At 50.7% G+C, this 25,269-nt stretch carries 26 protein-coding genes; 11 read left to right on the top strand and 15 right to left on the bottom strand.

Annotated features, from left to right (window positions below; all coding sequences use genetic code 11):
- Positions 1-18 precede the first annotated feature (18 nt).
- The 6 genes from meaB to HUN05_00585 form a co-directional block, all read right to left on the bottom strand.
- Positions 19-993 carry a methylmalonyl Co-A mutase-associated GTPase MeaB gene (gene meaB, locus HUN05_00560; GenBank protein WDP83845.1) on the bottom strand — a complete coding sequence of 325 codons (975 nt, stop codon included), beginning with the start codon at positions 991-993 and terminating at the stop codon, positions 19-21.
- Between the two features lie 4 nt (positions 994-997).
- Positions 998-3,118 carry a methylmalonyl-CoA mutase gene (scpA, locus tag HUN05_00565; protein ID WDP83846.1) on the bottom strand — a complete coding sequence of 707 codons (2,121 nt, stop codon included), beginning with the start codon at positions 3,116-3,118 and terminating at the stop codon, positions 998-1,000.
- 75 nt (positions 3,119-3,193) lie between these two features.
- Complete coding sequence (mce, locus tag HUN05_00570; GenBank protein ID WDP83847.1) at positions 3,194-3,595, bottom strand: methylmalonyl-CoA epimerase; 402 nt, start codon at positions 3,593-3,595, stop codon at positions 3,194-3,196.
- 254 nt (positions 3,596-3,849) lie between these two features.
- Positions 3,850-4,704: an AAA family ATPase gene (locus tag HUN05_00575; protein ID WDP83848.1), complete on the bottom strand. Its 855-nt coding sequence runs from the start codon at positions 4,702-4,704 to the stop codon at positions 3,850-3,852.
- Positions 4,705-4,962: 258 nt separating this feature from the next.
- On the bottom strand, positions 4,963-6,174 hold the full coding sequence (locus HUN05_00580; GenBank protein WDP83849.1) for an IS256 family transposase: 1,212 nt from the start codon (positions 6,172-6,174) through the stop codon (positions 4,963-4,965).
- Positions 6,175-6,362: 188 nt separating this feature from the next.
- Positions 6,363-7,481: an ISAs1 family transposase gene (locus tag HUN05_00585; GenBank protein WDP83850.1), complete on the bottom strand. Its 1,119-nt coding sequence runs from the start codon at positions 7,479-7,481 to the stop codon at positions 6,363-6,365.
- Between the two features lie 526 nt (positions 7,482-8,007).
- Between HUN05_00585 and HUN05_00590 the strand changes: the two genes are divergently transcribed.
- Genes HUN05_00590 through HUN05_00600 form a run of 3 tightly spaced genes read left to right on the top strand, consistent with a single transcriptional unit; the run spans position 8,008 to position 10,433 of the window.
- Complete coding sequence (locus HUN05_00590; protein ID WDP83851.1) at positions 8,008-9,075, top strand: alpha/beta hydrolase; 1,068 nt, start codon at positions 8,008-8,010, stop codon at positions 9,073-9,075.
- A 45-nt stretch (positions 9,076-9,120) separates the two neighbouring features.
- Positions 9,121-9,900, top strand: a complete 780-nt coding sequence (locus tag HUN05_00595) for a hypothetical protein (GenBank protein ID WDP83852.1) — start codon at positions 9,121-9,123, stop codon at positions 9,898-9,900.
- Positions 9,897-10,433 carry a hypothetical protein gene (locus HUN05_00600; protein WDP83853.1) on the top strand — a complete coding sequence of 179 codons (537 nt, stop codon included), beginning with the start codon at positions 9,897-9,899 and terminating at the stop codon, positions 10,431-10,433. The genes HUN05_00595 and HUN05_00600 overlap by 4 nt, the downstream gene beginning before the upstream one ends.
- Here HUN05_00600 and sixA read toward each other — a convergent pair.
- The gene (sixA, locus tag HUN05_00605; GenBank protein WDP83854.1) at positions 10,381-10,896 is read right to left on the bottom strand and encodes a phosphohistidine phosphatase SixA; all 516 of its coding nucleotides are present in this window, start codon (positions 10,894-10,896) and stop codon (positions 10,381-10,383) included. The two genes, HUN05_00600 and sixA, sit on opposite strands and share 53 nt — an antisense overlap.
- A 189-nt stretch (positions 10,897-11,085) precedes the next feature.
- Here sixA and tsaA point away from each other — a divergent pair, with 189 nt between their 5' ends.
- A complete protein-coding gene (gene tsaA, locus HUN05_00610; protein WDP87854.1) occupies positions 11,086-11,568 on the top strand; it encodes a tRNA (N6-threonylcarbamoyladenosine(37)-N6)-methyltransferase TrmO in 483 nt (160 codons plus the stop codon).
- Positions 11,565-12,758, top strand: coding sequence for a sulfate permease (locus tag HUN05_00615; protein WDP83855.1), 1,194 nt, complete (start codon positions 11,565-11,567; stop codon positions 12,756-12,758). Before tsaA ends, HUN05_00615 begins: the two co-directional genes overlap by 4 nt.
- Positions 12,759-12,813: 55 nt before the next feature.
- Here the strand turns inward: HUN05_00615 and HUN05_00620 are convergent, their stop codons facing one another.
- Both HUN05_00620 and HUN05_00625 read right to left on the bottom strand, forming a co-directional pair.
- Positions 12,814-13,236, bottom strand: a complete 423-nt coding sequence (locus HUN05_00620; GenBank protein WDP83856.1) for a chemotaxis protein — start codon at positions 13,234-13,236, stop codon at positions 12,814-12,816.
- Between the two features lie 21 nt (positions 13,237-13,257).
- On the bottom strand, positions 13,258-14,535 hold the full coding sequence (locus HUN05_00625; GenBank protein WDP83857.1) for a methyl-accepting chemotaxis protein: 1,278 nt from the start codon (positions 14,533-14,535) through the stop codon (positions 13,258-13,260).
- A 296-nt stretch (positions 14,536-14,831) separates the two neighbouring features.
- Here HUN05_00625 and HUN05_00630 point away from each other — a divergent pair, with 296 nt between their 5' ends.
- Complete coding sequence (locus tag HUN05_00630; GenBank protein WDP83858.1) at positions 14,832-15,614, top strand: FAD binding domain-containing protein; 783 nt, start codon at positions 14,832-14,834, stop codon at positions 15,612-15,614.
- Complete coding sequence (locus HUN05_00635) at positions 15,605-15,853, top strand: 2Fe-2S iron-sulfur cluster binding domain-containing protein (GenBank protein WDP83859.1); 249 nt, start codon at positions 15,605-15,607, stop codon at positions 15,851-15,853. Before HUN05_00630 ends, HUN05_00635 begins: the two co-directional genes overlap by 10 nt.
- A gap of 105 nt (positions 15,854-15,958) precedes the next feature.
- Here the strand turns inward: HUN05_00635 and HUN05_00640 are convergent, their stop codons facing one another.
- On the bottom strand, positions 15,959-17,170 hold the full coding sequence (locus tag HUN05_00640) for an IS256 family transposase (GenBank protein ID WDP83860.1): 1,212 nt from the start codon (positions 17,168-17,170) through the stop codon (positions 15,959-15,961).
- Between the two features lie 19 nt (positions 17,171-17,189).
- Between HUN05_00640 and HUN05_00645 the strand changes: the two genes are divergently transcribed.
- Genes HUN05_00645 through HUN05_00660 form a run of 4 tightly spaced genes read left to right on the top strand, consistent with a single transcriptional unit; the run spans position 17,190 to position 21,307 of the window.
- Complete coding sequence (locus tag HUN05_00645) at positions 17,190-17,546, top strand: hypothetical protein (GenBank protein ID WDP87855.1); 357 nt, start codon at positions 17,190-17,192, stop codon at positions 17,544-17,546.
- Entirely contained in the window at positions 17,543-19,852 is a 2,310-nt protein-coding gene (locus tag HUN05_00650; protein ID WDP83861.1) for a molybdopterin-dependent oxidoreductase, read from the top strand. The genes HUN05_00645 and HUN05_00650 overlap by 4 nt, the downstream gene beginning before the upstream one ends.
- Positions 19,849-20,667, top strand: coding sequence for an EF2563 family selenium-dependent molybdenum hydroxylase system protein (locus HUN05_00655; protein WDP87856.1), 819 nt, complete (start codon positions 19,849-19,851; stop codon positions 20,665-20,667). Before HUN05_00650 ends, HUN05_00655 begins: the two co-directional genes overlap by 4 nt.
- A complete protein-coding gene (locus tag HUN05_00660) occupies positions 20,645-21,307 on the top strand; it encodes a nucleotidyltransferase family protein (GenBank protein WDP83862.1) in 663 nt (220 codons plus the stop codon). The genes HUN05_00655 and HUN05_00660 overlap by 23 nt, the downstream gene beginning before the upstream one ends.
- 2 nt (positions 21,308-21,309) lie before the next feature.
- Here HUN05_00660 and HUN05_00665 read toward each other — a convergent pair whose 3' ends face one another.
- The 5 genes from HUN05_00665 to HUN05_00685 form a co-directional block, all read right to left on the bottom strand.
- A complete protein-coding gene (locus tag HUN05_00665; protein WDP87857.1) occupies positions 21,310-22,140 on the bottom strand; it encodes an RnfABCDGE type electron transport complex subunit B in 831 nt (276 codons plus the stop codon).
- Positions 22,140-22,922, bottom strand: a complete 783-nt coding sequence (locus HUN05_00670; protein WDP83863.1) for an RnfA-Nqr electron transport subunit — start codon at positions 22,920-22,922, stop codon at positions 22,140-22,142. The genes HUN05_00665 and HUN05_00670 overlap by 1 nt, the downstream gene beginning before the upstream one ends.
- Before the next feature lie 63 nt (positions 22,923-22,985).
- Positions 22,986-23,609 (bottom strand): electron transport complex subunit RsxE, encoded by a 624-nt coding sequence (rsxE, locus tag HUN05_00675; protein ID WDP83864.1) that lies wholly within the window; start codon positions 23,607-23,609, stop codon positions 22,986-22,988.
- Positions 23,609-24,262, bottom strand: coding sequence for an FMN-binding protein (locus HUN05_00680; protein ID WDP83865.1), 654 nt, complete (start codon positions 24,260-24,262; stop codon positions 23,609-23,611). The genes rsxE and HUN05_00680 overlap by 1 nt, the downstream gene beginning before the upstream one ends.
- A gap of 1 nt (position 24,263) precedes the next feature.
- Positions 24,264-25,229: an RnfABCDGE type electron transport complex subunit D gene (locus HUN05_00685; GenBank protein ID WDP87858.1), complete on the bottom strand. Its 966-nt coding sequence runs from the start codon at positions 25,227-25,229 to the stop codon at positions 24,264-24,266.
- Between the last annotated feature and the right edge of the window lie 40 nt (positions 25,230-25,269).

Below are 25,269 nucleotides of genomic sequence, written 5' to 3' on the forward strand. Positions count from 1 at the left end.
AATCTTCCTTAAAAAATATTATAAATATGCTAACAACGCCTTGGCTGCCGCCGAAGGCGAGATCTTCTGGTACTCCACTTCCCGGGAAATCTCAGGAATACACATTTTGATCTGCTCATTTTCCTGGAATCGTCTTTTGAGCCCCTCATCCACCAGGGTCCACATCCACTCCAAAGACTGGCTTTTTCTTCTCTGGTCAAACTCGCCTGTGTCCCTGAACTTTTTTCTGTGATCCAGAACGGTCTTCCAGATCTCTTCTGTGCCGCCATGGGTCACGGACGAGCAGGTCAGCACGGGGGTGTGCCAGGTTAAAGAGTCCGGTGCAACCAAATGCATGGCCATTTCAAGGTCCTGGCGGGTTTTTTTCACCCGGTCCAGGTTATCCCCGTCCGCCTTGTTGATGGCAATGGCATCGGCCAGCTCCAACACCCCCTTTTTTATCCCCTGGAGCTCGTCCCCGGCCCCGGCAATGGCCAGGACCAGAAAAAAATCCACCATGGAAGCCACGGCAGTCTCAGACTGCCCCACGCCCACGGTTTCCACCAGGATCACATCAAAGCCTGCTGCCTCACAGACCAGCAGGGTCTCCCTTGTCCGGGCCGCCACCCCTCCCAGGGTGGAACCGGCAGGAGACGGTCTTATAAAGGCATTTTCATGGGCAGACAATTTTTCCATCCGGGTCTTGTCCCCGAGAATGGATCCCCGGCTGCGTCGGCTTGTGGGATCCACAGCCAGCACCGCCACTTGATGGCCCTTGTCTGCCAGGCTGACCCCGAGATTTTCAATAAAGGTGGATTTACCCACCCCGGGTACCCCGGTAATCCCTAAACGCACGGAATTGCCGGTCTTTGGCAAAAGCATCTCCATCACCTTGTGCGCCAGGGCCTGATGTTCAGGCAGGCGGCTTTCCATCAAGGTCATGGTCTTGGCAATCATACGCCGGTTGCGGGCCTCTATTCCCTGAACCAGCAGATCCGGATCAACAGGGGACATGAATTCAGGCCCCGATAATTTTCAAAGTTCTGTTGGCGGAATCGGTCACCACCGTGCCCGGGCCGAAAATTTCAGAGGCACCGGCCTGGGTTAAAAAGTCATAATCACCCGGCGGGATAATACCGCCGACCACCACCTTGATATCCGAGGCGCCCTCTTTTTTCAAGGCGGCAATCACCTGGGGCACAAGGGTTTTATGCCCGGCGGCCAGGCTGGAGACCCCCACCACATGGACATCATTTTCAACCGCCATTTTAGCGGCCTCTTCAGGTGTCTGGAACATGGGGCCTAAATCCACATCAAAGCCAAAATCCGCATAGGCCGTGGCAATGACTTTGACGCCCCTGTCATGGCCGTCCTGGCCCATTTTGGATAAAAGAATCCTGGGCCTGCGCCCTGTTTTTTCCTCAAACTCATCGGTCCGCTTTCTCAGGGAGGCTAAAATTTGAGGGTCGGCATTTTCCGCATACACGCCTGAAATACACTGGGTAGTGGCCACAAAACGTGAAAAGACCTTTTCCATGGCATCGGAAATCTCCCCCACCGTGGCCCTTGCACGCACGGCCGGCAGACAGGCGGCCAAAAGATTATTCCCGTTTTCACAGGCCGCAGTAATATCATCCAATGCCTTTTGACAGGCTTTATTATCCCGGGTCTTTTTAATCTGTTCAAGCCGTGCCACCTGCTCTTCTCTGACCTCTTCGGAGACTTCACGAACCGGAATGGGCGTTTCACCTTCAACCTGGTATTTATTCACCCCGACGATCACATCTTCACCCTTGTCGATCCTTGCCTGACGGCGGGCAGCCGCCTCTTCGATGCGCATCTTGGGCATGCCCGATTCAATGGCCTTTGCCATGCCGCCCAGCCCCTCTATCTCCGTGAGGATCTTGCGGACCTCGTCCACGATGTTCTGGGTAATGGATTCCACATAATAGGACCCGCCCAAAGGATCAATCACATCACAGATCTTGGATTCTTCCTGAACCAGAATCTGGGTGTTTCTGGAAATCCGGGCGGACAATTCCGTGGGCAGGCCCACGGCCTCGTCAAAGGAGTTGGTGTGCAGGCTCTGGGTGCCGCCCAGAACGGCGGAAAGACACTCAAGGGCCGTTCTGACAACGTTATTGTAAGGATCCTGCTGGGTCAGGCTCCAGCCCGAAGTCTGGCAATGGGTCCTGAGCATGGAGGATTTGGGATTTTCAGGATTAAACTGGGACATGAGTTCAGCCCATAAAAACCGGGCCGCCCTGAGCATGGCAATGTACATGAAAAAATCCATGCCGATCCCAAAGAAAAAAGAAAGTCGCGGGGCAAACTGGTCAATATCCATACCCGTTGCAAGGGCGGCTCGGACATACTCCAGTCCGTCGGCCAGGGTAAAGGCGCATTGAAGCACAGGATCAGCTCCTGCCTCCATGATATGGTAACCGGAAATGGAAATGGTATTGAATTTGGGCATATTCTGGGAGCAGAATCCCATGATATCCGAAATAATCCGCATGGACGGACCCGGCGGATAGATATAGGTGTTCCGGGTCAGGTATTCTTTGAGGATATCGTTCTGAATGGTGCCCATGAGCTGGTCATGGGAGACGCCCTGCTCTTCGGCCGCCACAATATAGCCTGCCAGAATGGGCAGCACGGCCCCGTTCATGGTCATGGAAACCGACATCTTGTCCAAAGGGATCTGGTCAAACAAAATTTTCATGTCTTCCACGGAATCAATGGCAACCCCGGCCTTGCCCACATCTCCTGCCACCCGGGGATGATCCGAGTCATACCCCCTGTGGGTGGCCAGGTCAAAGGCCACGGAAAGACCCTTTTGACCTGCGGCCAAATTTTTGCGGTAAAAGGCGTTGGATTCCTTGGCCGTGGAAAAGCCTGCATATTGGCGGATGGTCCAGGGACGGCCCGCATACATGGTGGCCATGGGCCCCCGGACATAGGGATTGAACCCGGGCAGATTATCTTTAAACTCAACAGATTCAAGGTCTTGGGCCGTGTACAAGGGTTTTACCTTAATGCCTTCAGGCGTTTTCTGGGTCAGCCCGTCAAGGGGTTTTCCCCGAAGCTGTTTTGCGGCAAGTTCTTCCCATTTTTGAATATCAGACATTTGAGACATGGTTATCCTCCGGTCATAGATGGTTGGGGTATCAATCCTGAGCCGCTGCCAGGGCAAAAGGATGATGAAACAATTTTATCTTTCACATAATTCCACAAGGACACCGGATGTTGCTTTGGGGTGAAGAAAGGCGATTTTTGCGCCGCCGGCGCCTTTTCTCGGTTCCTGGTCTATGAGCTTGATGCCCTTTTCCTTGAGTTCTGCCAGGGCCTGTTCAATATTCTCGACCCGGAAGGCGACATGCTGGATCCCCTCCCCTTTTTTCTGGATATACTTTGCCACAGGGCCGTCATCAGAAGTAGACTCCAAAAGTTCCACCTCACTTTCTCCCACAGGTAAAAATGCCGTGATCACTTTCTGGGCCTCGACGGTCTCTGTGCCCTCCAAGGAAAGTCCAAGCACATCTGTCCAGAAATTCTTTTTTTCATCAATACTGGAAACGGCTATGCCAAGGTGATCAATTTTCAAAATCTTCATCCTGAATCTCCACTTTTAGTTAATCGTTCTGGTTAATAAAAGTTAAATATCTATAGTTGTTTCAAGCGAAGAAAGTCAACTATAAACTGGCTGAATCATTTAATAAGCAGACACTAAAAATCAAAGGCCCTGCAATGGATTAAATCTTATCTTTAAAAAAACCCACCCCTGTGCCCAACCCGTTCAAACCCCGGGCCAAGGCATTGTTCGCACCCCCTTACAAGGCTGTAACGGCAAACAAAAGGGGAAGGGTTTCAAACACCTGCCCCAAACGGTTTCTCCCGGATCACATTCCGGGCAATTCGGGCCATGTCATTGGGCGTTCGGGTATGGGCATATGAGGTAATAAAATTTTTTCGAAGCTGGATGGCGTCCTGAATGGTCTCATCGTGGCGAATTTTGCCCAAAAATTTAAACCGCAAATGAAAATGCCGTTTGCATACCCTTTCAATTTTACGGCCCAAATCCGGATCATCCTTTTGCCTGACCTGGTTAAATACCAGCTTAAAACAAAAGGCGTTGAGTTTTTCTTTCAGCAGGCGGCCAATTCCAGGATCCTGCCTTGTCACCTCGTCAATAAGGTTAAAAGAGGTGTCAAGGCCGCTGCCGGACAAGTCTAAGTGGCGGGCCACCGGAGCAAAGGCCTCCTCTTTCAAGATTTTTTTCACCAGCCTGAAATAGACCGCTTTGATAAACTTAAAGGTATTTTCAATGGCCGTGGGTTCGGATGTGGCCACGCATATGCCCTGGCCTGAGACCAGAAAAAAATCCAGGGTATTAAAATTGGTGCCCGCCCCAAGGTCCAGGAGAACATAGTCGTAGTCAAGGCTGGAAATGGCCCTGATAATCTTAAGCTTCTGGGCCGTGTAAAGATTGGCCGCCTCGGTTGAACAATGCTGGGAGCTGATAATGGAAAGATTTGCAATTCCCGAAGGAACTGCCGCCTGGTCAAGGGACGCCACCTGTTTGTCCAGATAAAGATCAAGGCCATGGTCAGGATCCTGGCCTTCCATGAAGGTATGCAGGTTGGAAGATCCCAGATCCAGGTCCATGAGCAGAACCCGGTTGCCCTGGCGGGCCAGCAATGTCCCCAGGTTCACCGTGATCATGCTTTTCCCGATGCCGCCTTTTCCTCCGCCCACAGGATAAACTTGTGTATTTTTAATCGTTCTTTCCTTTAGTGATTTGGATAATTCGGGAATGTTCAGAATTCTGTGTCACGGTTTCGGTTCCCGGATCTGCCTCAGCGCCAGCGGAAGTAAAAGTCAGGTCCGAGAATGGGCCTTCAATCAGCCACGTCGGAGGAGTTGACTTTTGCTGGAGTGAAGTTCCTGGAACCATCTTTTCCATCTGTAAATAAATCCCTATCAAATTCCCAGCTCTTTATCCAGCCGGCCTTCAAAGAAAATTGCCAACTGGGAAATTGTCAGTGACCAATTTTGAATCGGCATTGTCCATTTTTTACTGGCGTTCTGGATCCCCATGTAAAGCAGCTTTAACAGGCTGTCCTGGTTCGGGAATGATCCCTTTGTTTTGGTCAGTTTTCGAAACTGTCGATGCACAGCCTCAATGGTATTTGTGGTGTATATTATCCGTCGAATCTCTTCTGGATATTTAAAGAAATGACTGAGGCGTTCCCAGTTGTTCCGCCAGGATTTTATCACAATCGGGTATTTGTCATTCCATTTATTTTCCAAGATATCCAGTTCTTCTTCGGCCAGATCCTTATTGACCGCTTTATAAACACGTTTTAGATTTGCCATAAATTCTTTTTTATTTTTGGAACCAACGTATTTCAATGAATTTCGGATCTGGTGGACTACGCAGAGTTGAACTTCTGTGTCCGGGAATATGGTCTCAATGGCCTCGGGTAAACCTTTTAGACCATCAACACAGGCAATCAGGATATCTTTTACCCCTCGGTTTGAAAGGTCTGTTAACACCTGCAGCCAGAAGTTCGCACCCTCATTCTCGGATATGTACAGCCCAAGAATCTCTTTGCGGCCCTCGATATTCACCCCAAGAATTGTGTAAACGGCTTTGCTGCCGACCTTTCCGTTTTCTCGTACTTTATAATGTATGGCATCAAGCCATACGATTGGGTACACATTTTCCAACGGCCTGGCCTGCCATTCTTTGACGGTATGGATGATTTTATCGGTAATGGTGCTCAGAGTGGCATTTGAAATCTCAAGTCCATAGATTTCCTGTAAATGGGAAGCCATATCATTATAACTCATGCCCAGGCCGTAAAGGGCTATTATCTTTCTTTCAATTTCATCGCTGAGCGTTGTCTGATGTTTTTTGACGATCTGTGGAGAGAAGGTTCCGGCCCTGTCACGCGGGGTTTTTAGCTCAAATTTACCATCCAGGGATTTAATGGTCTTTTTGCTTTTTCCATTACGGCGGTTGGCAGAAACTTCCTGTCCGAGATGGGACTCCAACTCTCCTTCAAGAGCAGCTTCAGCAAGATTTTTGATTAATGATGTAAGGACGCCGCCCTTACCTGTGAAGGGTTTACCTTCCTGGATGCCTTTAAGGGCTTTTTGAAAATCAAATTCGGTGTTTTCTTCGGTCATGTCAGTTCTCCTTATTTAGCTGAGTATATCAGCTTTCATTCAACTGACACAGAATTTTGAACGCCCTCGATAATTCAAGCTCTTGATTATATCTCAAATATAAATTTATGTGTCAACCACCCTCCCATGGGACAGGGCTCACGCATGTAAATATTGTAAAGTGCCTATAGTTTTGATTGGTTCAAGTATCATCCAAACATAACTTCCTCCAGATATTTGATATCCATAGCAGCATTCAACCTTTTGGTTTTTACACTCCCTTTAAATGTCTTATTGTTCCGTAATAAATTTAATGCAATGTGCCGAATCGCTGCAAAATTATCAGGAGAGTTCCCCTTTCTGACTCTGCTTTCGTCTTCACGGAACGCAATATCCAATACCCAATGCACTGAATTTTCAATTCCCCAATGCCTCCTGACAGCATTACCAAAAATATTGGGGTCGCTATCCAGGCTCGATATATAATATCGCTTTTCATGACTGATCTGGCCGTCCATTTCCCGGGTGGATTCAATCATTCCAATACTTTTCAAACCTTTCCAACTTTTTTTATCTTCAAACCAATCAATATCAGAGGTTATCACAGCCCTGCGCGTTTCGACTCGACCGTGCCCTCCGTCAACACTGGTCTGTTCATTAAACTGGTACCCCTGATTTTTCATTTCTTCCATTTTATTGAAAAAAAGTACCGCTTCATCATGCAAGGTTTTATGATTTTCTTTCAGGGCAAGGACATAGTCACACCCTTTGTTTATTATGGTTTCAGCGATTTTCTTTTGAGTGCCCATGGCATCAATGGTTATAATGCAGCCCGAGATATCTAAAAGTTTTAAAAGATTTGGAATGGCCGTAATTTCATTTGATTTTTCTTCGGTTTTTAATTGCCCTAAAACCACTTTATTAGACGAAGCCCACGAACTGATCATATGAATGGCTTTCTTATCATTGGAGGTATCGTGTGAACGCCTTAGAGTTTTGCCGTCGATTGCAATGACTTGACCTTTGGTCATCTTTGCAACCGACTGAACCCAGTGCATAAAACTGCTCTGAAATTCATTCGGGTTCATCCTTTCAAAAATTCTGCCAAAGGTGTCATGGGAGGGTATCCCATGGGGAAGGCTTAGAAATTTTGACAACCACCTTTTTCTCTTTTTGCCAAAGTTTTCAATTTGCTCATAAGTGTCTGCGCCAGCAACTACCGCACAAATTGCGATGATGACGACATCAATTAAATTATGAAGCTTATTGTGGTGTCTGGGGTCCTGAATATTGTCAAAAAAAGTTTCAAGAGATTTTTTTTCGTTCATTGGCAACTCCTTGTGTTTATTGCCATATATATCGTATCTGTGCAGCGATGTCTAGGAAAATTTTGTTCGATGCTCATATACTATAGCAAGCCAGGAGAGCCAGGCTGGGATAGGGTGAAGGGGGTGGAGTGGCGTAAATGAGCGGCCCGCCAGGACGGCATAGGTCCGATCATTTCCGCTTCTTAAGCGGTCAGGACGACCGCTTAAGATTTAACGGAATCCCCCTCACCTATTCCTGCCGGGTAAGGACGAATCTTAATAAAAGTTACATGCGATGACCCTGATGTCCCAAATCCACCGCCTCATTTTATATTTGCTTGAATATGGGGATCTTCCGTGCTTTCCTGGCCACCAGCAAGATACCGGGTCATACTCTCCAGTGAGAAGCAAACAAAGATAACCCAAAAGAAGGTGCTGTATGGTGAATCAAGGCTGTCAGTTTTAGCCCCATGACCCTTCTTTTAATATAAAACCTCAGGGTCTTGGGTTCATCAGCCAAAGGCAAAGTGGACAATTCACAGCTTATATGCTACCGCTTAACCATGGAAACACCCGTGCCAGGATCAAACAATCATCAACCAGATTGAGTGTCAGCAGCACAAGGAGGAACCAAAGGCGGCAAATAAAACATCTATTAAAATTTTTGGGCGAATTATTCCTGGTGACCGGGACAGCACTGGGCATTTTTTTCTTTGCAAACCAGGTTCCGGACCGGTCGGTCAAAGCGCTCAAAGACCGCTGGGCACAGCCCCCGTCCCAATTTATCGACATTGGAGGCATGCAGGTGCATCTGAGGGATGAAGGGCGAAAAGAAAATTTAGTGCCCATAGTGCTTTTACACGGCACAAGCGCCTCTCTTCATACCTGGGAGGGCTGGGTTCAAGCCCTTAAGAAAGAACATCGGGTCATTCGTTTTGATATGCCGGCCTTTGGCCTCACAGGCCCCTCACCTGAAAATCAATACACAATCCAAGATTATGCTGCCGTGGTAATTGCCGTACTTGACCGGCTCCGGGTCAACACCTGCGTGCTGGCCGGCAACTCTTTGGGCGGCTATGCAGCCTGGGTTACGGCATTGTTATATCCGGACCGTATTCAACGTCTGGTGCTGGTTGATGCCAGCGGTTATCCCTACAAATCAAACTCCGTTCCCCTCGATTTCATCATTGCCCGCACCCCTGTATTGAACCGGCTGGCAAAAAACCTTTTGCCCCGGAAACTGGTGGAGACCAGTCTGAAGAATGTATATGCCAATCCCTTGCTGGTGACTCAGGATCTGGTTGACCGGTATTTTGATCTCACCACCCGGGCAGGCAATCGACAGGCGTTGGCCCAGCGGTTTTCTCAAACCCAGCCGGGCAGTCTGGCCGGTCGCATACCTGAACTCAAGCAGCCCACCCTGATTCTCTGGGGCGTTCAAGACCGGCTGATCCCAATCGCCATGGGAGAACGGTTTCACAGGGAAATTGCAGACAGCAAATTTATAAGCTTTGACCACCTTGGTCATGTCCCCCAGGAGGAAGACCCACAGGCCACGGTGGCTGCGCTCAAACAATTTTTGGCCGAAACCAAAGTCTTTAATGCCCAAAAATAGGAGATCCCCCATCATTCTGAATATCAAATCAAACTCTGATAAAATATGAAAATCGCCGTCCCAAGCACCGAACCGAGCCTGGAAGGCTACCTGGCCAACAAGCTGGGAACCGCCCCTTACCTGCTGATCATTGAAACCTTGGACATGTCCTTTGAGGTCATGGATGCCCCCACCCGGTCATCCGGTTCAGGCGCAAGCGTACGGGCCGTTTCCATGGTCATGGACAAAGGCGCCCAAGTCATTCTGGTCGGCCATATTTCTCCATTTATCATTAATGGATTTGCAGACCAGGGCATTAAAATCGTCTCCCAGGTCTCAGGCCGGGTGGACAAGGCCGTGAAACAATATATGGAAACCCAGGACAGGCCGCACCCGGATAGTTTGCCTGAAACACCCTCATCCCAAGATCAATGGATGTCAGCTCTGGGGATGGGGTTGCGCCAGTTTAAATCCTTTTTGCCTTTGGTCACAGGCGTGGTGCTTATCCTGGGCCTGTTCCAGGGATTTATTCCTGAGCAGCGGCTCATCTCCCTGTTCTCCGGAACAATCTTCAAGGATTCATTCCAAGGGGCCTGCATGGGAAGTCTTTTGGCCGGGAACCCGGTCAACAGCTATGTTATCGGTAAAAGCCTTTTAAATCTGGGGGTGGGGATCGCAGGAATCACGGCCTTGATGCTGGCCTGGGTCAATGTCGGTCTGATCCAGATGCCGGCAGAGGCCAAGGCATTGGGCACAGGATTTACCCTGGTCCGAAATATTGCCGAATTCATCATGGCCGTACTCCTCTCCGTTGTAATCGCCGTGTTTCCGGGAGGGGGAATATGAGTCAAAAACCAGGATTAACGATTCAAAAGGCCGTGACCATGATAAAGCCCTGGCTCTTTCCTCTGGGGGTTGCCTGCCTCTATGCCGCAGGATTTTTGCTGGCCCCGGAAAACACTGAAAAAGCCCTGGGCAAAAGCGGCACCATATTCAGGCAGCTTGGTTTTCCCCTGTGTCTCTGTCTTGTCATGATGGTGGTGCTCAACCGATTTTTATCCCCTAAAACCATCACCCGATTACTCGGCAAAGGATCTGGCATCAAAGGCCTGGTCATATCCTCATTGGCGGGTATTTTATCCATGAGTCCTGTCTATGCATGGTATCCCATGCTCAAAACCATGAAAGATAAAGGTGCTGCCAACTTTCACCTTGCCAATTTCATCGGCAGCCGTTCAGTCAAACCGGTGCTCCTGCCGGTGCTGGTGGGGTACTTAGGATGGCGCTTTGCCGGACTCTTTGTTCTGGCCTGCCTTGCCGGATCATTCATGACAGCCGGCCTGGTGAGCCTGGTCTGTTCAGAATCGTCTTATAGGTGATATTGGGATTCAAGGTCCACTTGATCGACCAGTCCCAGTCATCTTCTCTTTGATCTGCCGCATCCAAACAGACAATGCCTGAATTTTGAAACTGATATACCCGGAGGGTCTCATCCCCTGCGGTCAGAAAAGAGACCAGACGGTCCATAAAGGGCAAATGCCCCACCACCATCCAGTTGGCTTTGGGGTCCAAACTTGCTGCAAAGGCCCTGACATCATCCAGGGGATTGATGCCGGAAAGACGGGTCACGGGCGAATCCAGACCCAAAGCCCTGTGAAAAATCCGGGCGGTCTGCTCTGCCCTTTTTTTACCTGAATGAAACACCCGGGCCACAGGGATATGATATCCCTTGGCCACGGAGGCCATTGTAAGACTTTTTTCAATTCCAAGTTCGGACAGGCCCTTTTCAGGGTCTGTTTCTTTGGTGTTGCTCATGCCGTGCTGAACAAGAAATAAGGCCATGACATCCTCTCTTTTTAACGATTACCCCGGGGGTATACCCACCATATCACCCGGACAAACCCTTGGGCAAGACAAAACCCCGGCCCCGGACAAGGCCTTTTTTATAGACTTTAGCTTTGGCTTCATTTATATCTGAGATTAAAGAGGTATAAACATTCTGACAAAGGAAACCTTAAGAAATTGGAACCCATGATACATTTTTCACCCATCGGCAAAATTGAAACGCCCTTTACCCAGCCTTCAGAGATGCCGATCCAGCCCAGCGGCGCAAAGGGGATACAAGGAAGGATCCATATTGATCAGGACTATGAACAGGGCCTTGACGATTTAGACGGGTTCTCCCATATTATCCTGCTCTATCATTTTCACAGGTCCAAGGGATTTGACCTCATGGTCACCCCTTTTCTGGACAATACCCAGAGAGGACTATTTTCCACAAGAGCGCCCCGGCGGCCCAATGCCATCGGGCTTTCCATTGTCCGCCTGATCTCTCGAAAGAAAAATATCCTGGAGATCAAAGACATTGATGTTCTGGATCAGACCCCCTTGATTGATATCAAACCCTATGTCCCGAAATTTGACACCAAAGAGGTGACATCCTGCGGATGGCTGGAAAAAGCCCAAGACAATGCCGCCACCCTTAAATCCGACAATCGGTTTGTCAGGCCATGAATTCAAAATACCAATTCAACCGGAATGAATTTGCAGGATCCATGGGGGATCTGGGCACCATTTTGCCCCTGGCCCTGGGCATGGTGATGGTGAACAGGCTGAGCCCCACAGGGGTCTTCTTTTCCCTGGGACTTTTTTATCTGCTTGCCGGGATCTATTACGGAATTACCGTGCCCGTGGAACCCATGAAGCTGATCGGGGCCTATGCCGTGGCCACCTCCATGACCATCCACCAGATCCAGGCCTCTTCTCTGCTCATGGCGGCAAGCCTGATGCTCATCGGCCTCACAGGCACCATGGACCGGTTCGGCCGGTATATCCCCACATCCGTGATCCGGGGCATCCAGCTGTCCACAGGCATGCTCCTCATGACCAAGGGAATTAAAATGATGGCCGGGGACTCTAGTATCCAGGCCATGAAAAACATGGCTGAGCCTTATCTGAAAATCCAGGCATTAGGGCCTGTGCCCATCGGCCTTGTCATCGGTGCGGCAGGCGTACTGACCACCCTGGTCTTTTTAAACAATAAAAAATTGCCCGCAGGCCTGATTGTCATTGTCCTGGGCATGGTGACAGGGCTGTTGCTGGGCACAGGACAAGGGCTTGACCAGCTAAAACCCGGACTATATTTTCCCGCACTCATCCCCTATGGGTTTCCCCAGGGCATGGATTTTTCCTATGCCATTTTTGCCGTGGTTCTGCCCCAGATGCCCATGACCCTTGGCAATGCCGTCATTGCCCAGGCCGACCTGTCCAAAACCTATTTTGGCAAGGCTGCCCGGAAAATGACCTATGCAGCCCTGTGTATTTCCATGGCCCTGGGCAATATCTTAAGCTTTGGATTCGGAGGCATGCCCATGTGCCACGGCGCCGGAGGGCTGGCCGCCCATTACAGGTTCGGCGCCAGGACCGCCGGATCCAACCTGATCATCGGTTTTATCATGATGGGGCTGGTGCTGGTGCTGGGCACGGGATTTTTGTCCATCCTCTTTCTCATTCCCATGGCCATTCTCGGGGTATTGCTCATCTTTGCCGGCAGCCAGCTGGCCATCACCATCATTGATATGACCACCCGGAACGATTTCTTTGTGGCCGTATCCATCCTGGCCATTACCCTGGCATCCAACCTGGCCATTGGTGCGGTAATCGGCCTGGCACTGGCCTATGCACTCAAACGGATAAAAATCTGATCTATCCACCCCACAAGTGATTTGCCGGATTTCCCCTTTCTACCGGGAGGGGGGATCAGACCTTGAACCGTGACATGCGCTGACCCAAAGTATCTGCCAGATCTGTCAGGTTAAAGGCACTTTGCTTGATCTGGCTGGACGCGGTGTTCATATCTTCAGAAGAAAGGTGAACCTCCTGAATGGACTGGGTAATCTCCCGGGCAGCAGAAGAGCCTTGGCTGACCTGCTGATTGGCCTCTGAGATCCCCTGGGATACATTGGCAGTATTCTGGGCAATCTCCTGGGTGGCAATGGACTGCTCCTCAATGGCCGAGGCAATGGTATAGACAATCTCGCTCACCTGGGTGACAATGGTGGAAATATCCTGGATCACATCCACAGACCCGGATGCTGTCTCCTGAATTTCATCCACCTGGGCCTGGATGTCCAGGGTGGCATCAGAAGTCTGCTTGGACAACTCCTTGATTTCATTGGCCACAACGGCAAATCCCTTGCCGGCCTACCCGGCTCTGGCCGCTTCAATGGTGGCATTTAACGAGAGAAGGTCGGTCTGGGAAGAAATATCCCGAATGGCCTCTGTGACCTGACCGATGGACAGGGCCGCCTTGTCCAGCCGGGTCATTTGATCGGCAGCATCCCTGGACTGGGACACGGCATTTTGGGCAATGGTCTTGGCGGTCTCCGTGTTTTTGGCAATCTCATTAATGGTGGCGGTCATCTCTTCCACAGCCGTGACCACAGAATTGGTATTCTGGGCAGAGGTTTCCATGCTATCAGAGACCGAAGCCATGTTGATACTCATCTCTTCTGCGGCAGCCGCAACAATATTGGATTTTTCCGCATTTGAAGAAGCATTTTCCGACATCTGATCTGAAAATGAAGACAGATCCCCGACAGAAGAGTTCAAGGTGTCTATCCCTTTTTTAATCTCCAGCACCATCTCCTTAAGGCGGCCCCCCATCTGATTCATGGCCTTGACCATTGTTCCCAGTTCATCCGTATTTTTAATTTCCAGGGTATTGAGAAAATCACCATCTGCAATATCGTTAACATGAGTTACGGTCTGGGCCAGAGGCTTTGTAATGGACCGGGTAATAATAATGGCAATACCGATGATCAACCCCACCATGACCCCGCCGATGATGAGAAAAATCCGCTTAATGGTAGCGGAAAGATGATCTGCCACATCTTTCATGGCCCCGTGAAAGGTCTCGAGCAAGGCCGGCAGATCTCCCACGATGCTATCAATCTCACTGAGCTGTTTGGCTTTTTGACCGGAATCTGTGGTGCCGGCGTAGTCTTTTACCAGTCCCTCCCATCGGGTACTCATCCCATGGGCCTTTTCAGCCACGTCCACCATATTGACCAGCAGAGGATGTCCCATCAGGGTGTTGATAAGGTTGGCCGCAGCCTCCTGACCCTCGTTGGCATCTACCCCTGTGTTGCGGAACTCGACCACAGCCTCTGAGGCCGACATGCCCTGGTCCATGAGCCTGTAAATCGCACCAATGGTCCCGTCTGTGCGGGTAACCCTGGCCATGGCCTTGTTAAACCCGTCCAGGTGATGATCTTTTTTTGTGGCTTTAAATTTTTCAAACTCAAACTTGGCCGTTCCCATTAAGACTTCATAGTCATAGGCAGATTTAACAATATTCCCGATCTGGGCAATTTTTCCAAAAAATGAAAAACTGACCATCATGAGAATGGCGCTTGAAAGAATGGATAAAATAATAATCAATGAAATTTTCTTTCCCACGGAATCTATCAACACCTTCATTATGACCTCCTTAAAGAATGACCTGAAACATCCCCGCTTACCTACACACCCAATCACAGAACCCCGAAACGCATAAAACACTTACTGAATCAGGGATTGTTTCTGGAAAACTGAAATATCACATATCACGTATAAACACGGTTCACAAGAAAAACCAATACACATTTAATTTGAATCACCAGGTTCGGCCGGTATCCCTTTTTAAATTCCAGCGGTTGCACCTGCCGGCCATGGCCGCCCAGGCCCAAATGTGATATAGTGACCCCCATGTTTACCCGGGGGAAAAGAAAAAACCTGTGTTTGAATTAAACGAATTTTGCAGGGTGGATCACCTGGAACAGGCAGACACCCTGCTGCACCAGGATAGAAAAAACGTCATCCTGGGCGGCCTACTCTGGATGCGAATGGGCACCCGCAAGTACCATATTGGAATTGATCTGTCAGGCCTGGGCCTGGACCAGATTACTGACCAGGGAAAAGAAATTGAAATCGGGGCCATGACCAGTCTGCGCCAGGTGGAAATTTCTGCCCTTCTGGAAAATAATTTTGGACCGGTCTTAAGGCAGGCCATGGCCCACATTGTGGGAACCCAGTTCAGGACCCTTGCAAGTGTCGGGGGATCGGTCTTTTCCCGGTTTGGATTTTCAGATCTCATCACCGCCCTTCTGGTTCTGGACACAAAGGTCCACACTTACAGGGGGGGCATCATTCCTCTGGCAAACTTTTTAGACCATTTTCCTGGCCGGGATATCCTGGTCAAATTATCCATTCCCAAACAAAAGATCGACACCACCTATCAAAGCCTTCGCAAGAGTGCCACGGACTTTCCCATCCTGGCCGCAGCGTTAAGCCGCTGCAACGGCCAGTGGAAAATTGCCATGGGCGCCCGGCCTTTTCGGGCAGCTCTGGCCGTGAAAGCGGCACAACTGCTCTCCCAAAATCCAACCCAGATGGATGAGGCCTGCACCGCCCTGGTCGCCGAAACACGATTTGGCAGCGATTTGCAGGGCAGCAAGGCCTATCGGGAGCATATGGCCTGCACATTAGTCAAACGGGGGGTAAAGATCATATGCAGTTAAAAATCCGGCTTCAATGTACCATCAACGCAGAGGCCTATGACATGGACATCGCCCCTGACACCCTGCTCATTGACCTGTTAAGATCCCTTGGATTTTCAAGCCTAAAACAAGGATGCGACACGGCCAACTGCGGGCTGTGCACCGTATGGATGAACAAGGTGCCTGTGCTTGCCGGGAATGTTCAGAATTCTGTGTCACGGTTTCGGTTCCCGGATCTGCCTCAGCGCCAGCGGAAGTAAAAGTCAGGTCCGAGAATGGGCCTTCAATCAGCCACGTCGGAGGAGTTGACTTTTGCTGGAGTGGAGTTCCTGGAACCATCTTTTCCATCTGTAAATAAATCCCTATCAAATTCCCAGCTCTTTATCCAGCCGGCCTTCAAAGAAAATTGCCAACTGGGAAATTGTCAGTGACCAATTTTGAATCGGCATTGTCCATTTTTTACTGGCGTTCTGGATCCCCATGTAAAGCAGCTTTAACAGGCTGTCCTGGTTCGGGAATGATCCCTTTGTTTTGGTCAGTTTTCGAAACTGTCGATGCACAGCCTCAATGGTATTTGTGGTGTATATTATCCGTCGAATCTCTTCTGGATATTTAAAGAAATGACTGAGGCGTTCCCAGTTGTTCCGCCAGGATTTTATCACAATCGGGTATTTGTCATTCCATTTATTTTCCAAGATATCCAGTTCTTCTTCGGCCAGATCCTTATTGACCGCTTTATAAACACGTTTTAGATCTGCCATAAATTCCTTTTTATTTTTGGAACCAACGTATTTCAATGAATTTCGGATCTGGTGGACTACGCAGAGTTGAACTTCTGTGTCCGGGAATATGGTCTCAATGGCCTCGGGAAAACCTTTTAGACCATCAACACAGGCAATCAGGATATCTTTTACCCCTCGGTTTGAAAGGTCTGTTAACACCTGCAGCCAGAAGTTCGCACCCTCATTCTCGGATATGTACAGCCCAAGAACCTCTTTGCGGCCCTCGATATTCACCCCAAGAATTGTGTAAACGGCTTTGCTGCTGACCTTTCCGTTTTCTCGTACTTTATAATGTATGGCATCAAGCCATACGATTGGGTACACATTTTCCAACGGCCTGGCCTGCCATTCTTTGACGGTATGGATGATTTTATCGGTAATGGTGCTCAGAGTGGCATTTGAAATCTCAAGTCCATAGATTTCCTGTAAATGGGAAGCCATATCATTATAACTCATGCCCAGGCCGTAAAGGGCTATTATCTTTCTTTCAATTTCATCGCTGAGCGTTGTCTGATGTTTTTTGACGATCTGTGGAGAGAAGGTTCCGGCCCTGTCACGCGGGGTTTTTAGCTCAAATTTACCATCCAGGGATTTAATGGTCTTTTTGCTTTTTCCATTACGGCGGTTGGCAGAAACTTCCTGCCCGAGATGGGACTCCAACTCTCCTTCAAGAGCAGCTTCAACAAGATTTTTGATTAATGATGTAAGGACGCCGCCCTTACCTGTGAAGGGTTTACCTTCCTGGATGCCTTTAAGGGCTTTTTGAAAATCAAATTCGGTGTTTTCTTCGGTCATGTCAGTTCTCCTTATTTAGCTGAGTATATCAGCTTTCATTCAACTGACACAGAATTTTGAACGCCCTTTGCTTGCCTGTTCCGTTCTTGCAGCCCGGGCCCAGGGCCAGACCGTCACCACCATAGAAGGGGTGCAAAAAGAGGCTGCAGCCTTTGCCCGGTTCATGGCCGCCCAGGGCGCGGATCAGTGCGGATTCTGCAGCCCGAGCCTGGTCATGAATATCCTGGCCATGGAAAAAGAGCTGGACCATCCCACGGAAAGTCAAATCAAGCATTATTTGGCCGGCAACCTCTGCCGCTGCACCGGCTATGCCAGCCAGATGAGGGCCATCAATGCCTATCTTGAGGCCAGATCCGGCAGAGGGAAAAACCAATGAAATATATCAGCAAACCCATTCCCAAACTCGATGCCATGGCCCTGGTCACGGGAAAACCCGTGTATACCGATGATATCGCCCCCAAAGACTGTTTGATTGTCAAAGTGCTCAGAAGTCCCCATGCCTTTGCACGGATCACAAAAATCCAGGTAAACAAGGCCAAACAACTGCCCGGGGTGGTTTGCGTACTCACCCACCATGATGTGCCGCACAAGCGATTTACCATGGCAGGCCAGTCCTTTCCCGAGCCCAGCCCCTACGACCGCCTGATCCTGGACTGCCTGGTCAGGTATGTGGGAGATCCCGTGGCCATTGTGGCGGCCAAAACTGAAAAAGCGGCAGACCGCGCCCTAGATGCCATACGGGTGGATTATGAAAAATTTGACCCGGTGCTGGACCCGGAAACCGCCATGGACCACCCCAGCATCATCCACCCTGAAGACAACTACCATGTCAACTTTGACATCGGCAATGAGGTGAGCCGGAACCTGTGCAGTTCAGGACAATTTTCCCACGGGGATATTGAGGCCGGATTTGAACGATCCGAGGTGGTGGTGGATGAGGTCTATAAAACAAAGGCCAACAATCAGGCCATGATGGAAACCTTTCGCACCTTCACACAGATGGACCATTCAGGCCGGCTGGTCATTGTGGCCTCCACCCAGGTGCCTTTCCATGTCAGGGCCATTGCCGCCAGAGCCCTGTGTATCCCCAAACAAAAGATCCGGGTGATCAAGCCCAGGGTCGGGGGCGGGTTCGGGGCCAAGCAAACCCTGGTCTCTGAGTTGTTTCCGGCGCTGGTCACCCTGAAAACCGGCCAGCCCGCCAAGATGGTGTTTACCCGCAAGGAAACCTTTACAGGGTCCACCTCCCGCCATGCCATGAAAATCAGGGTGCGCATCGGGGCGGACAGATCCGGCAATATCCTGGCCATCCACATGGACACCCTGTCCAATACCGGGGCCTATGGCGAACACGGCCCCACCACGGTGGGATTGTCCGCCCATAAGACCATGCCGCTGTACAACAAGGCCCAGGCCCTTAAATTCACCTATCAGGTGGTCTATACCAACACCATGTCAGCCGGGGCCTTCAGAGGATACGGGGCCACCCAGGGGACCTTTGCCATGGAATCGGCCATGGATGAACTGGCCAAAAAGCTGTCCATGGATCCTCTGGACCTGAGAATGAAAAACCTGGTGGCCCAAGGTGAGGTCATGCCCGGATATTACGGGGAAAAATTAGAGGCCTGCACCCTGGACCAATGCATTGCCCTGGGCAAAAAAATGATCGGATGGAACGATAATTTCCCCTGCAAAAAAATTTCAGATACCCGGGTCTGCGCCCTTGGGGCGGCCATTACCATGCAGGGATCCGGCATCGCCGATATTGATACGGCTTCCGTGGAAATCAGGCTCCAGGATAAAGGATTTTACACCCTCATGATCGGGGCTGCTGACATGGGCACGGGGTGCGATACCATTCTGGCCCAGATGGCCGCACAAACCCTGGGGTGTGACCTTTCCCAAATTGTGGTCTCCCAGGTGGACACGGACCATTCCCCCTATGACACAGGATCCTATGCCTCGGCCACCACCTTTTTGACGGGCATGGCCGCAGTCAATGCCGCCAAAAAAATGATCCGGAAAATCAAGGCGGCAGCAGGAAAAAAACTGGATATGGACCCAAAACACCTGGCATTTAACGGCAGACTGATCTTTGAGGCAGAACCGGACGGCACCAAAATTTCAAACGGAGAAACCATACCCCTGGAAACCCTTGCCTCACAACTGGCCGTGGGTGCAGGCACCTGTCTTTCTGCCACAGCCACAAGGTCCAGTTCTGTCTCCCCGCCCCCTTTTATGGCAGGGTTTGCCAAAATCGAGCTGGACCTTGAAACAGGCGAAGTTTTTGTGACCGATTATGTGGGGGTGGTGGACTGCGGCACCCCCATCAACATCAATCTTGCCAGGGTCCAGACCGAGGGCGGGATTGTCCAGGGCATTGGCATGGCCCTGTTTGAGGATATCACTTACAATGGTTCAGGAAAGATGATGAACCCAAGTTTCATGCAGTATAAAATCCCCTCCCGCCTGGACCTGGGAAATATCCAGGTGGCATTTAAAAGCTCCCACGAGCCCCAGGGTCCTTTTGGGGCCAAATCCATAGGCGAGGTGGTGATCAACACCCCGGCCCCGGCCATTGCCAACGCCATTGCCAACGCCATTGCCAACGCCTCGGGTCTGAGACTCAGACAACTTCCCATCACGGCAGAAGATGTGTTCATGGGGATCCATGGCCGATAAAAGAGTTACAAAGATATCGGGCCCAGGGGATTGGGGTCAAAGGCGAGGGAGACCTGGCCACGGGCATTTGTCACAGGTTATTCAAATCCGGATTCAAACAGATATTTATCATAGAAACCCATGCTCCCACCGTTCTGAGACGAAACACAGCCTTTGCCTCGGCTATGTTTGAAAACAAGTCCCAGGTGGAAAAGATTGCCGGGGTCAAAATCCAAGACGCGTCTCAAATCAAACACATCTGGCACCAGGGTCAAATCCCCGTGCTTGCCGATCCCGAATGGAAGGCTGTGAACCAAATCTCACCCCATGTGCTGGTGGACGCCATACTGGCCAAAAAAAACCTGGGCACCTCTATTTTGGATGCAGACCTGGTCATTGGTCTTGGACCCGGCTTTTCTGCCGGCCGGGATGTTCATCTGGTCATTGAAACCCAGCGGGGTCACGATCTTGGACGGATCATCACCCAAGGCTGCGCCCTGGCCAATACATCCGAGCCTGAAGCGGTGATGGGCATCAGTTCTCACCGGCTCATCCGGGCCCCGGGCCCGGGCAAATTTATCTCCACGGCCAATATCGGGGCATGGGTGGTTCAGGGCCAGGAGGTCGGCCATGTGGACGGCAAGCCTGTCCTCACAAAAATTTCAGGGGTGATCCGGGAACTTGTCCATGACGGGACAACGGTTGTTTTGGGCAAAAAAATCGGTGATGTGGATCCCAGGGGAAAGATCCGACACTGCCATACGATTTCAGACAAGGCCAGGTCCCTTGGCGGCTCGGTTTTAGAGGCAATCCTTGAACAATTCAACCCGAGATAATCCCGGGCCTGCCGGCATCATCCTGGCTGCGGGAATGGGACGGCGAATGGGTAAAACCAAACAATTGCTCCTTTTCCAGGGCAAGCCTGTTTTGGTTCATGTCCTTGAACAAGGTATCGCCGCAGGGCTTGATCCCCTCATCCTGGTGCTGGGGCACAGGGCAAAAGAGATTCAAAACCAACTTCCTGATCTGCCCGTGGATCTGGTGATCAACACGCACTATCAATCGGGCATGGCCTCGTCCATTGTTGCAGGCCTTGAAAGGCTTGAAAGGCTTGAAAAAATCCAGAATCCCCCTGGACCGGGCGCGCTCTTTGTTTTGGGGGATCAGCCCCTGGTCAGGGCCCCGACCATGAAAACCATCATTTGCACCGCCTTAAAACGACCTGAACAAATCGTTGTGCCTGTTTTCAAAGGAAAACAAGGTAACCCGGTGTGGTTTGACCCATGTTTTTTTAAGGATCTGAAAAAACTGACCGGGGATACCGGGGGAAAAGCCTTGTTCAAACAATTTCCAGAAGCCATGACCCGGGTGGAGGTGGACTCGCAAGCCGTCTGTCTGGACTTGGATACAAAAGAGGACTATCTTAGTCTTGGCCATACGTTTGAAACCTGCCGGAGAAAAGCAAATCATTCTTAACTTTAAAGATTGCCCGGGCCCTCTTTTTCTCCCGTAAAATGAATACATTGGGTGGGACATTTTTCAATTGCTTTTAGGGCCTGGTCATAAAGCGCCCCTGTATAGGCCCCGTAATCAGATTTTGACAAATTTTGGGTGATGGTAAAGATATCAGATTCCTTGGCACAGAGGCGGCACCCCACACAGGCGGTTTTACACATGGCCTTGGCATCCTTGGCCTTGTCCTGGTTGGCGCAGGCCACCACAGGAATTTGATCGGCCTTAAACCCGGTAATACTAATAATCGTTCTGGGGCAGACCTTGGCACAGGCCCCGCAGCCCACGCATTTTTCATAGTCCACCACGGCCAGGCCGTCCTCTATATGCAAGGCATCATAATTACAGGCCCTGACACAGTCTCCAAATCCCAGGCAGCCGAATGTACACCCCTGAACTCCTGCCACCAGGTGGGCAGCTGCGCATCTTTTTTCCCCCCGGTAAAGGCTTGACCCCAATTTATCACTGGAGTGGGCCCCGCAGTGAACCACTGCAAACATGGGAATCATTTCACCCACCTCCACCCCCATGATATCGGCAATGCTCATGGCGCAGGCCTCACCGCCCACCGTACATTTGTTCACAGGATCATTGTCCGCCACAATGGCAACGGCATAGTCGGAACACCCCAGATACCCGCATCCCCCGCAGTTGACTCCGGGAAGGACCGCCAGCACGGATTCGATCTTGGGATCCACCTCAACCTTGAATTTCTTGTTGGCCCATCCCAGGATATAGGAGAGGATCACGCCCATGATCAACATGGTGCCGGCAGCAATGGCCAGGGTGGTTGCGATCATGGCACCCTCACTTGATTAAAATGGGCGGCAACACGGGGATGAGATTCTTCTTGAACCCAAGTTGAAACCTGTACTTCCTGGACTGGCATAATGGCCTCTCTGAGCCCTGAATCCACCCCGGTAAATCCCATAAAGGCAATGGCCAGAATTCCCCCGATAACCAGGGTAATGGCCGCATCCTTAAAGGGTTCGGGAATATCGCACAACTCCAGTTCTTCCCTGATGCCCGACATGATCACAATGGCAATGGTAAACCCCACCCCTCCGAAAAAGGCCAGGGCAATGGCCCGGCCAAGATCCCAGGCATCTTCAGGGTTTTCCACCCCCACCACATGACTCATGATGGTCAGACAGGCGAACAAGATGGCACAATTGGTGGTGATCAGGGGTAAAAACACCCCAAAGGACCGATAGAGCATGGGGAAAAATTTTCTCACATACATCTCCACAAACTGGACCGAAGAGGCAATGGAAAAAATATAAACAATATAGCTGAGCACGGTAAGATCAATCCGGGCCGCAGCCTCTTGTGAGAGGAAAAACCCGGCAACAAAGGAAGAGACCGGCGCTCCCGGGATGAGCACCATGGTGGTGATGGACCAGGAAATAAAGGCGGCAATGGAGATGACAAAGGTGACGGCCAGTCCCATGCCCAACGCCATTTCCACCTTTCTGGACACCCCCACAAAAGGACAGATGCCCACAAAATAATAAAGCACAAAATTATTGATCAACGCCGCGGTCAGGGCAATGAGCATGATATCAAAAACATAGGTCATGAGATCTGCCCCCCTTTGCCCGTGATCCGGGACAATTGAGCCCCTTTTGAAGAAAAGAGTATTTTAATCATTGGCAGACCTCCTTGATTTGACCATGCCCAGCCAGTTGACAAAGCCAAGGAGCAGACCCAGGGTGAGAAAGGCACCTGGAGGCAATACCATGATGACCCAGTCCGGCCAGGCCTCGGGCAGCACCCTGATCCCGAAAAACATGCCCGTGCCCAAAATTTCCCGGACAGCGGCAATGGAGGAAAGGGCAAGTCCGAACCCAAGGGCCTGGCCAAGGGCATCGGATGCCGCCGTAAACACGGACTGCTTGGAGGCGCAGACTTCGCACCTGCAGATGATCAGACAATTGACAATGATCAAAGGGATATAAGGGCCCAAGGTTTTGCTCATCTGGAAAAGATAGGCCGCCAAAAACCGGTCTGCAATGGTCACAAAGGTGGCAATGGTCAGGGTAAAGACCACAATACGAAGGTGGGGTTTTAACAGATTCCGGATGAGACTGATCACCACATTGGCGCACAAGAGCACAAAGCCCACGGAGCAGGCCATGGTGATGGCAGGTTTCATACCGTTGGTCACGGCCAGGGTGGGACATAGCCCCAAAAGCTGGCGGTATACGGGATTTTCAGGCAGAATCCCCTGGACAAACCGCTCAAAGGCGGTGGGCATATCAGCCATTATTGCGTCTCCTCAATCTTTCTCATCTCTTTTTTTAGGGGCAAAACCAATTGGGACTTGATATCTGCAATGGTGTGATTCACAATCCCGGTCACGCTTCTGGAAGAAATGGTTGCCCCTGAGATGGCATCAATTTCATGGGCTTTACCTGTTTTGCCCTTGACCACCACAAGGTTCTGGGCAGATGTCTGGGCAAGAAACTGATCCCGCCACAGCTTTTCAATGATCTTGTTGCCAAGGCCCGGGGTCTCTTTCTGGTCTAAAATAAAGAGCCCGGTGATGGTATTGCCTCCCGGATCCAGCCCCACCAGCAGCTCAATTTTATCGGCATACCCCTGGCCTGCGGCCTTGGCCACATGCCCGGCCAATGCACCGTCTTTAAAAAAGGCATCATAGACCGTATAAAATTTGGTGATCCCGTTCTTCTTAATCTCAACCTTCCTTGCGTTAATGGAAAGGGGATAGTCAATTTTTGAGGCCCCATCCTCCCCCAGAACAAGAGAGGGAATCTTTTCCATGGTCTCCTTGATCTTGTTGGCCTCGATCACGGGGCCTAACTTTGCCTGGATCCCGGCCAGGGCCGTGCCAAAGACCGTGGCAAACACCAGCACCAGCCATGCCTGGGCAAGATTGCTCTCTTTAAATGAACTCATATCAGGCTTCTCCCATGGGCTGGGGATTGGTCCAGCGGTTGATCAAAGGGGTGACGGCGTTCATCATGAGCACGGCAAACATCACGCCTTCGGGGTATCCTGAAAAAAACCGGATCACCATGATTAAAAATCCTGTGCCGATCCCGAACACCCACTTCCCCTTTGAGGTCAGCGGAGAGGTCACAGGATCCGTGGCAATAAAAAACGCGCCGAACATCAGGGCGCCGCCAAACAAATGGTGAATCAAAAGACGACCGGAATGGGAGCCTGCAATATCCCCGATTCCGGCAAGGACCAAAACCGTTGCTAAAATGCCCAAAGGGATCTGCCAGGATGCGGCTCGCCTTAAAACAAGGAACAGTCCTCCTGCAAGGCAGGCCGCCGTGCTGGTCTCTCCGATGGACCCGTTGGTCATGCCCCAGAAAAGATCAGGCACAGGGGTGGCAAGATGGTTGAATTTCAATGCACTCAAAGGGGTAGCCCCTGAAACCCCGTCCACAAGGCCGGTCAAATTTTCATAGGAACCTGCCCCCATGAGCTGAGCAAAGGCGATCATCACAAAGGCCCGTCCTACCATGGCCGGATTAAAGATATTCATGCCCAGGCCGCCGAAAATAATTTTGCCGATCCCCATGGCAACGGCCGAGGCAATCACCCCCACAAACCAGGGGGCTGATCCGGGCAAAGACAGGGCCAGGATGATCCCTGTCACCACTGCAGAGCAGTCCTTGAGCGTGCCCGAGCGTTGCCGCATCTTCACAAAAAGCCACTCAAACGCAAGGCAGGACACAAGGCAGATACACATTTGTTTTACCGCATAAAGCCTGAACAGATAGACCGCGACAATCACCATGGGCAGCAGCCCCAGGATGACATCCATCATCATCTTTCGGGTATCCCCCTTTGTATCCCGTATATGGGGAGAGGGGGCCACATGGATGGCGGGGGCGGCTTCATTTTCAATCATACCTGCCTCTTCTTGGGCATCTGATGTTTTAATGGGTTCT

The organism is Desulfobacter sp. (assembly GCA_028768545.1).
In the GTDB taxonomy this organism is placed as follows: domain Bacteria; phylum Desulfobacterota; class Desulfobacteria; order Desulfobacterales; family Desulfobacteraceae; genus Desulfobacter.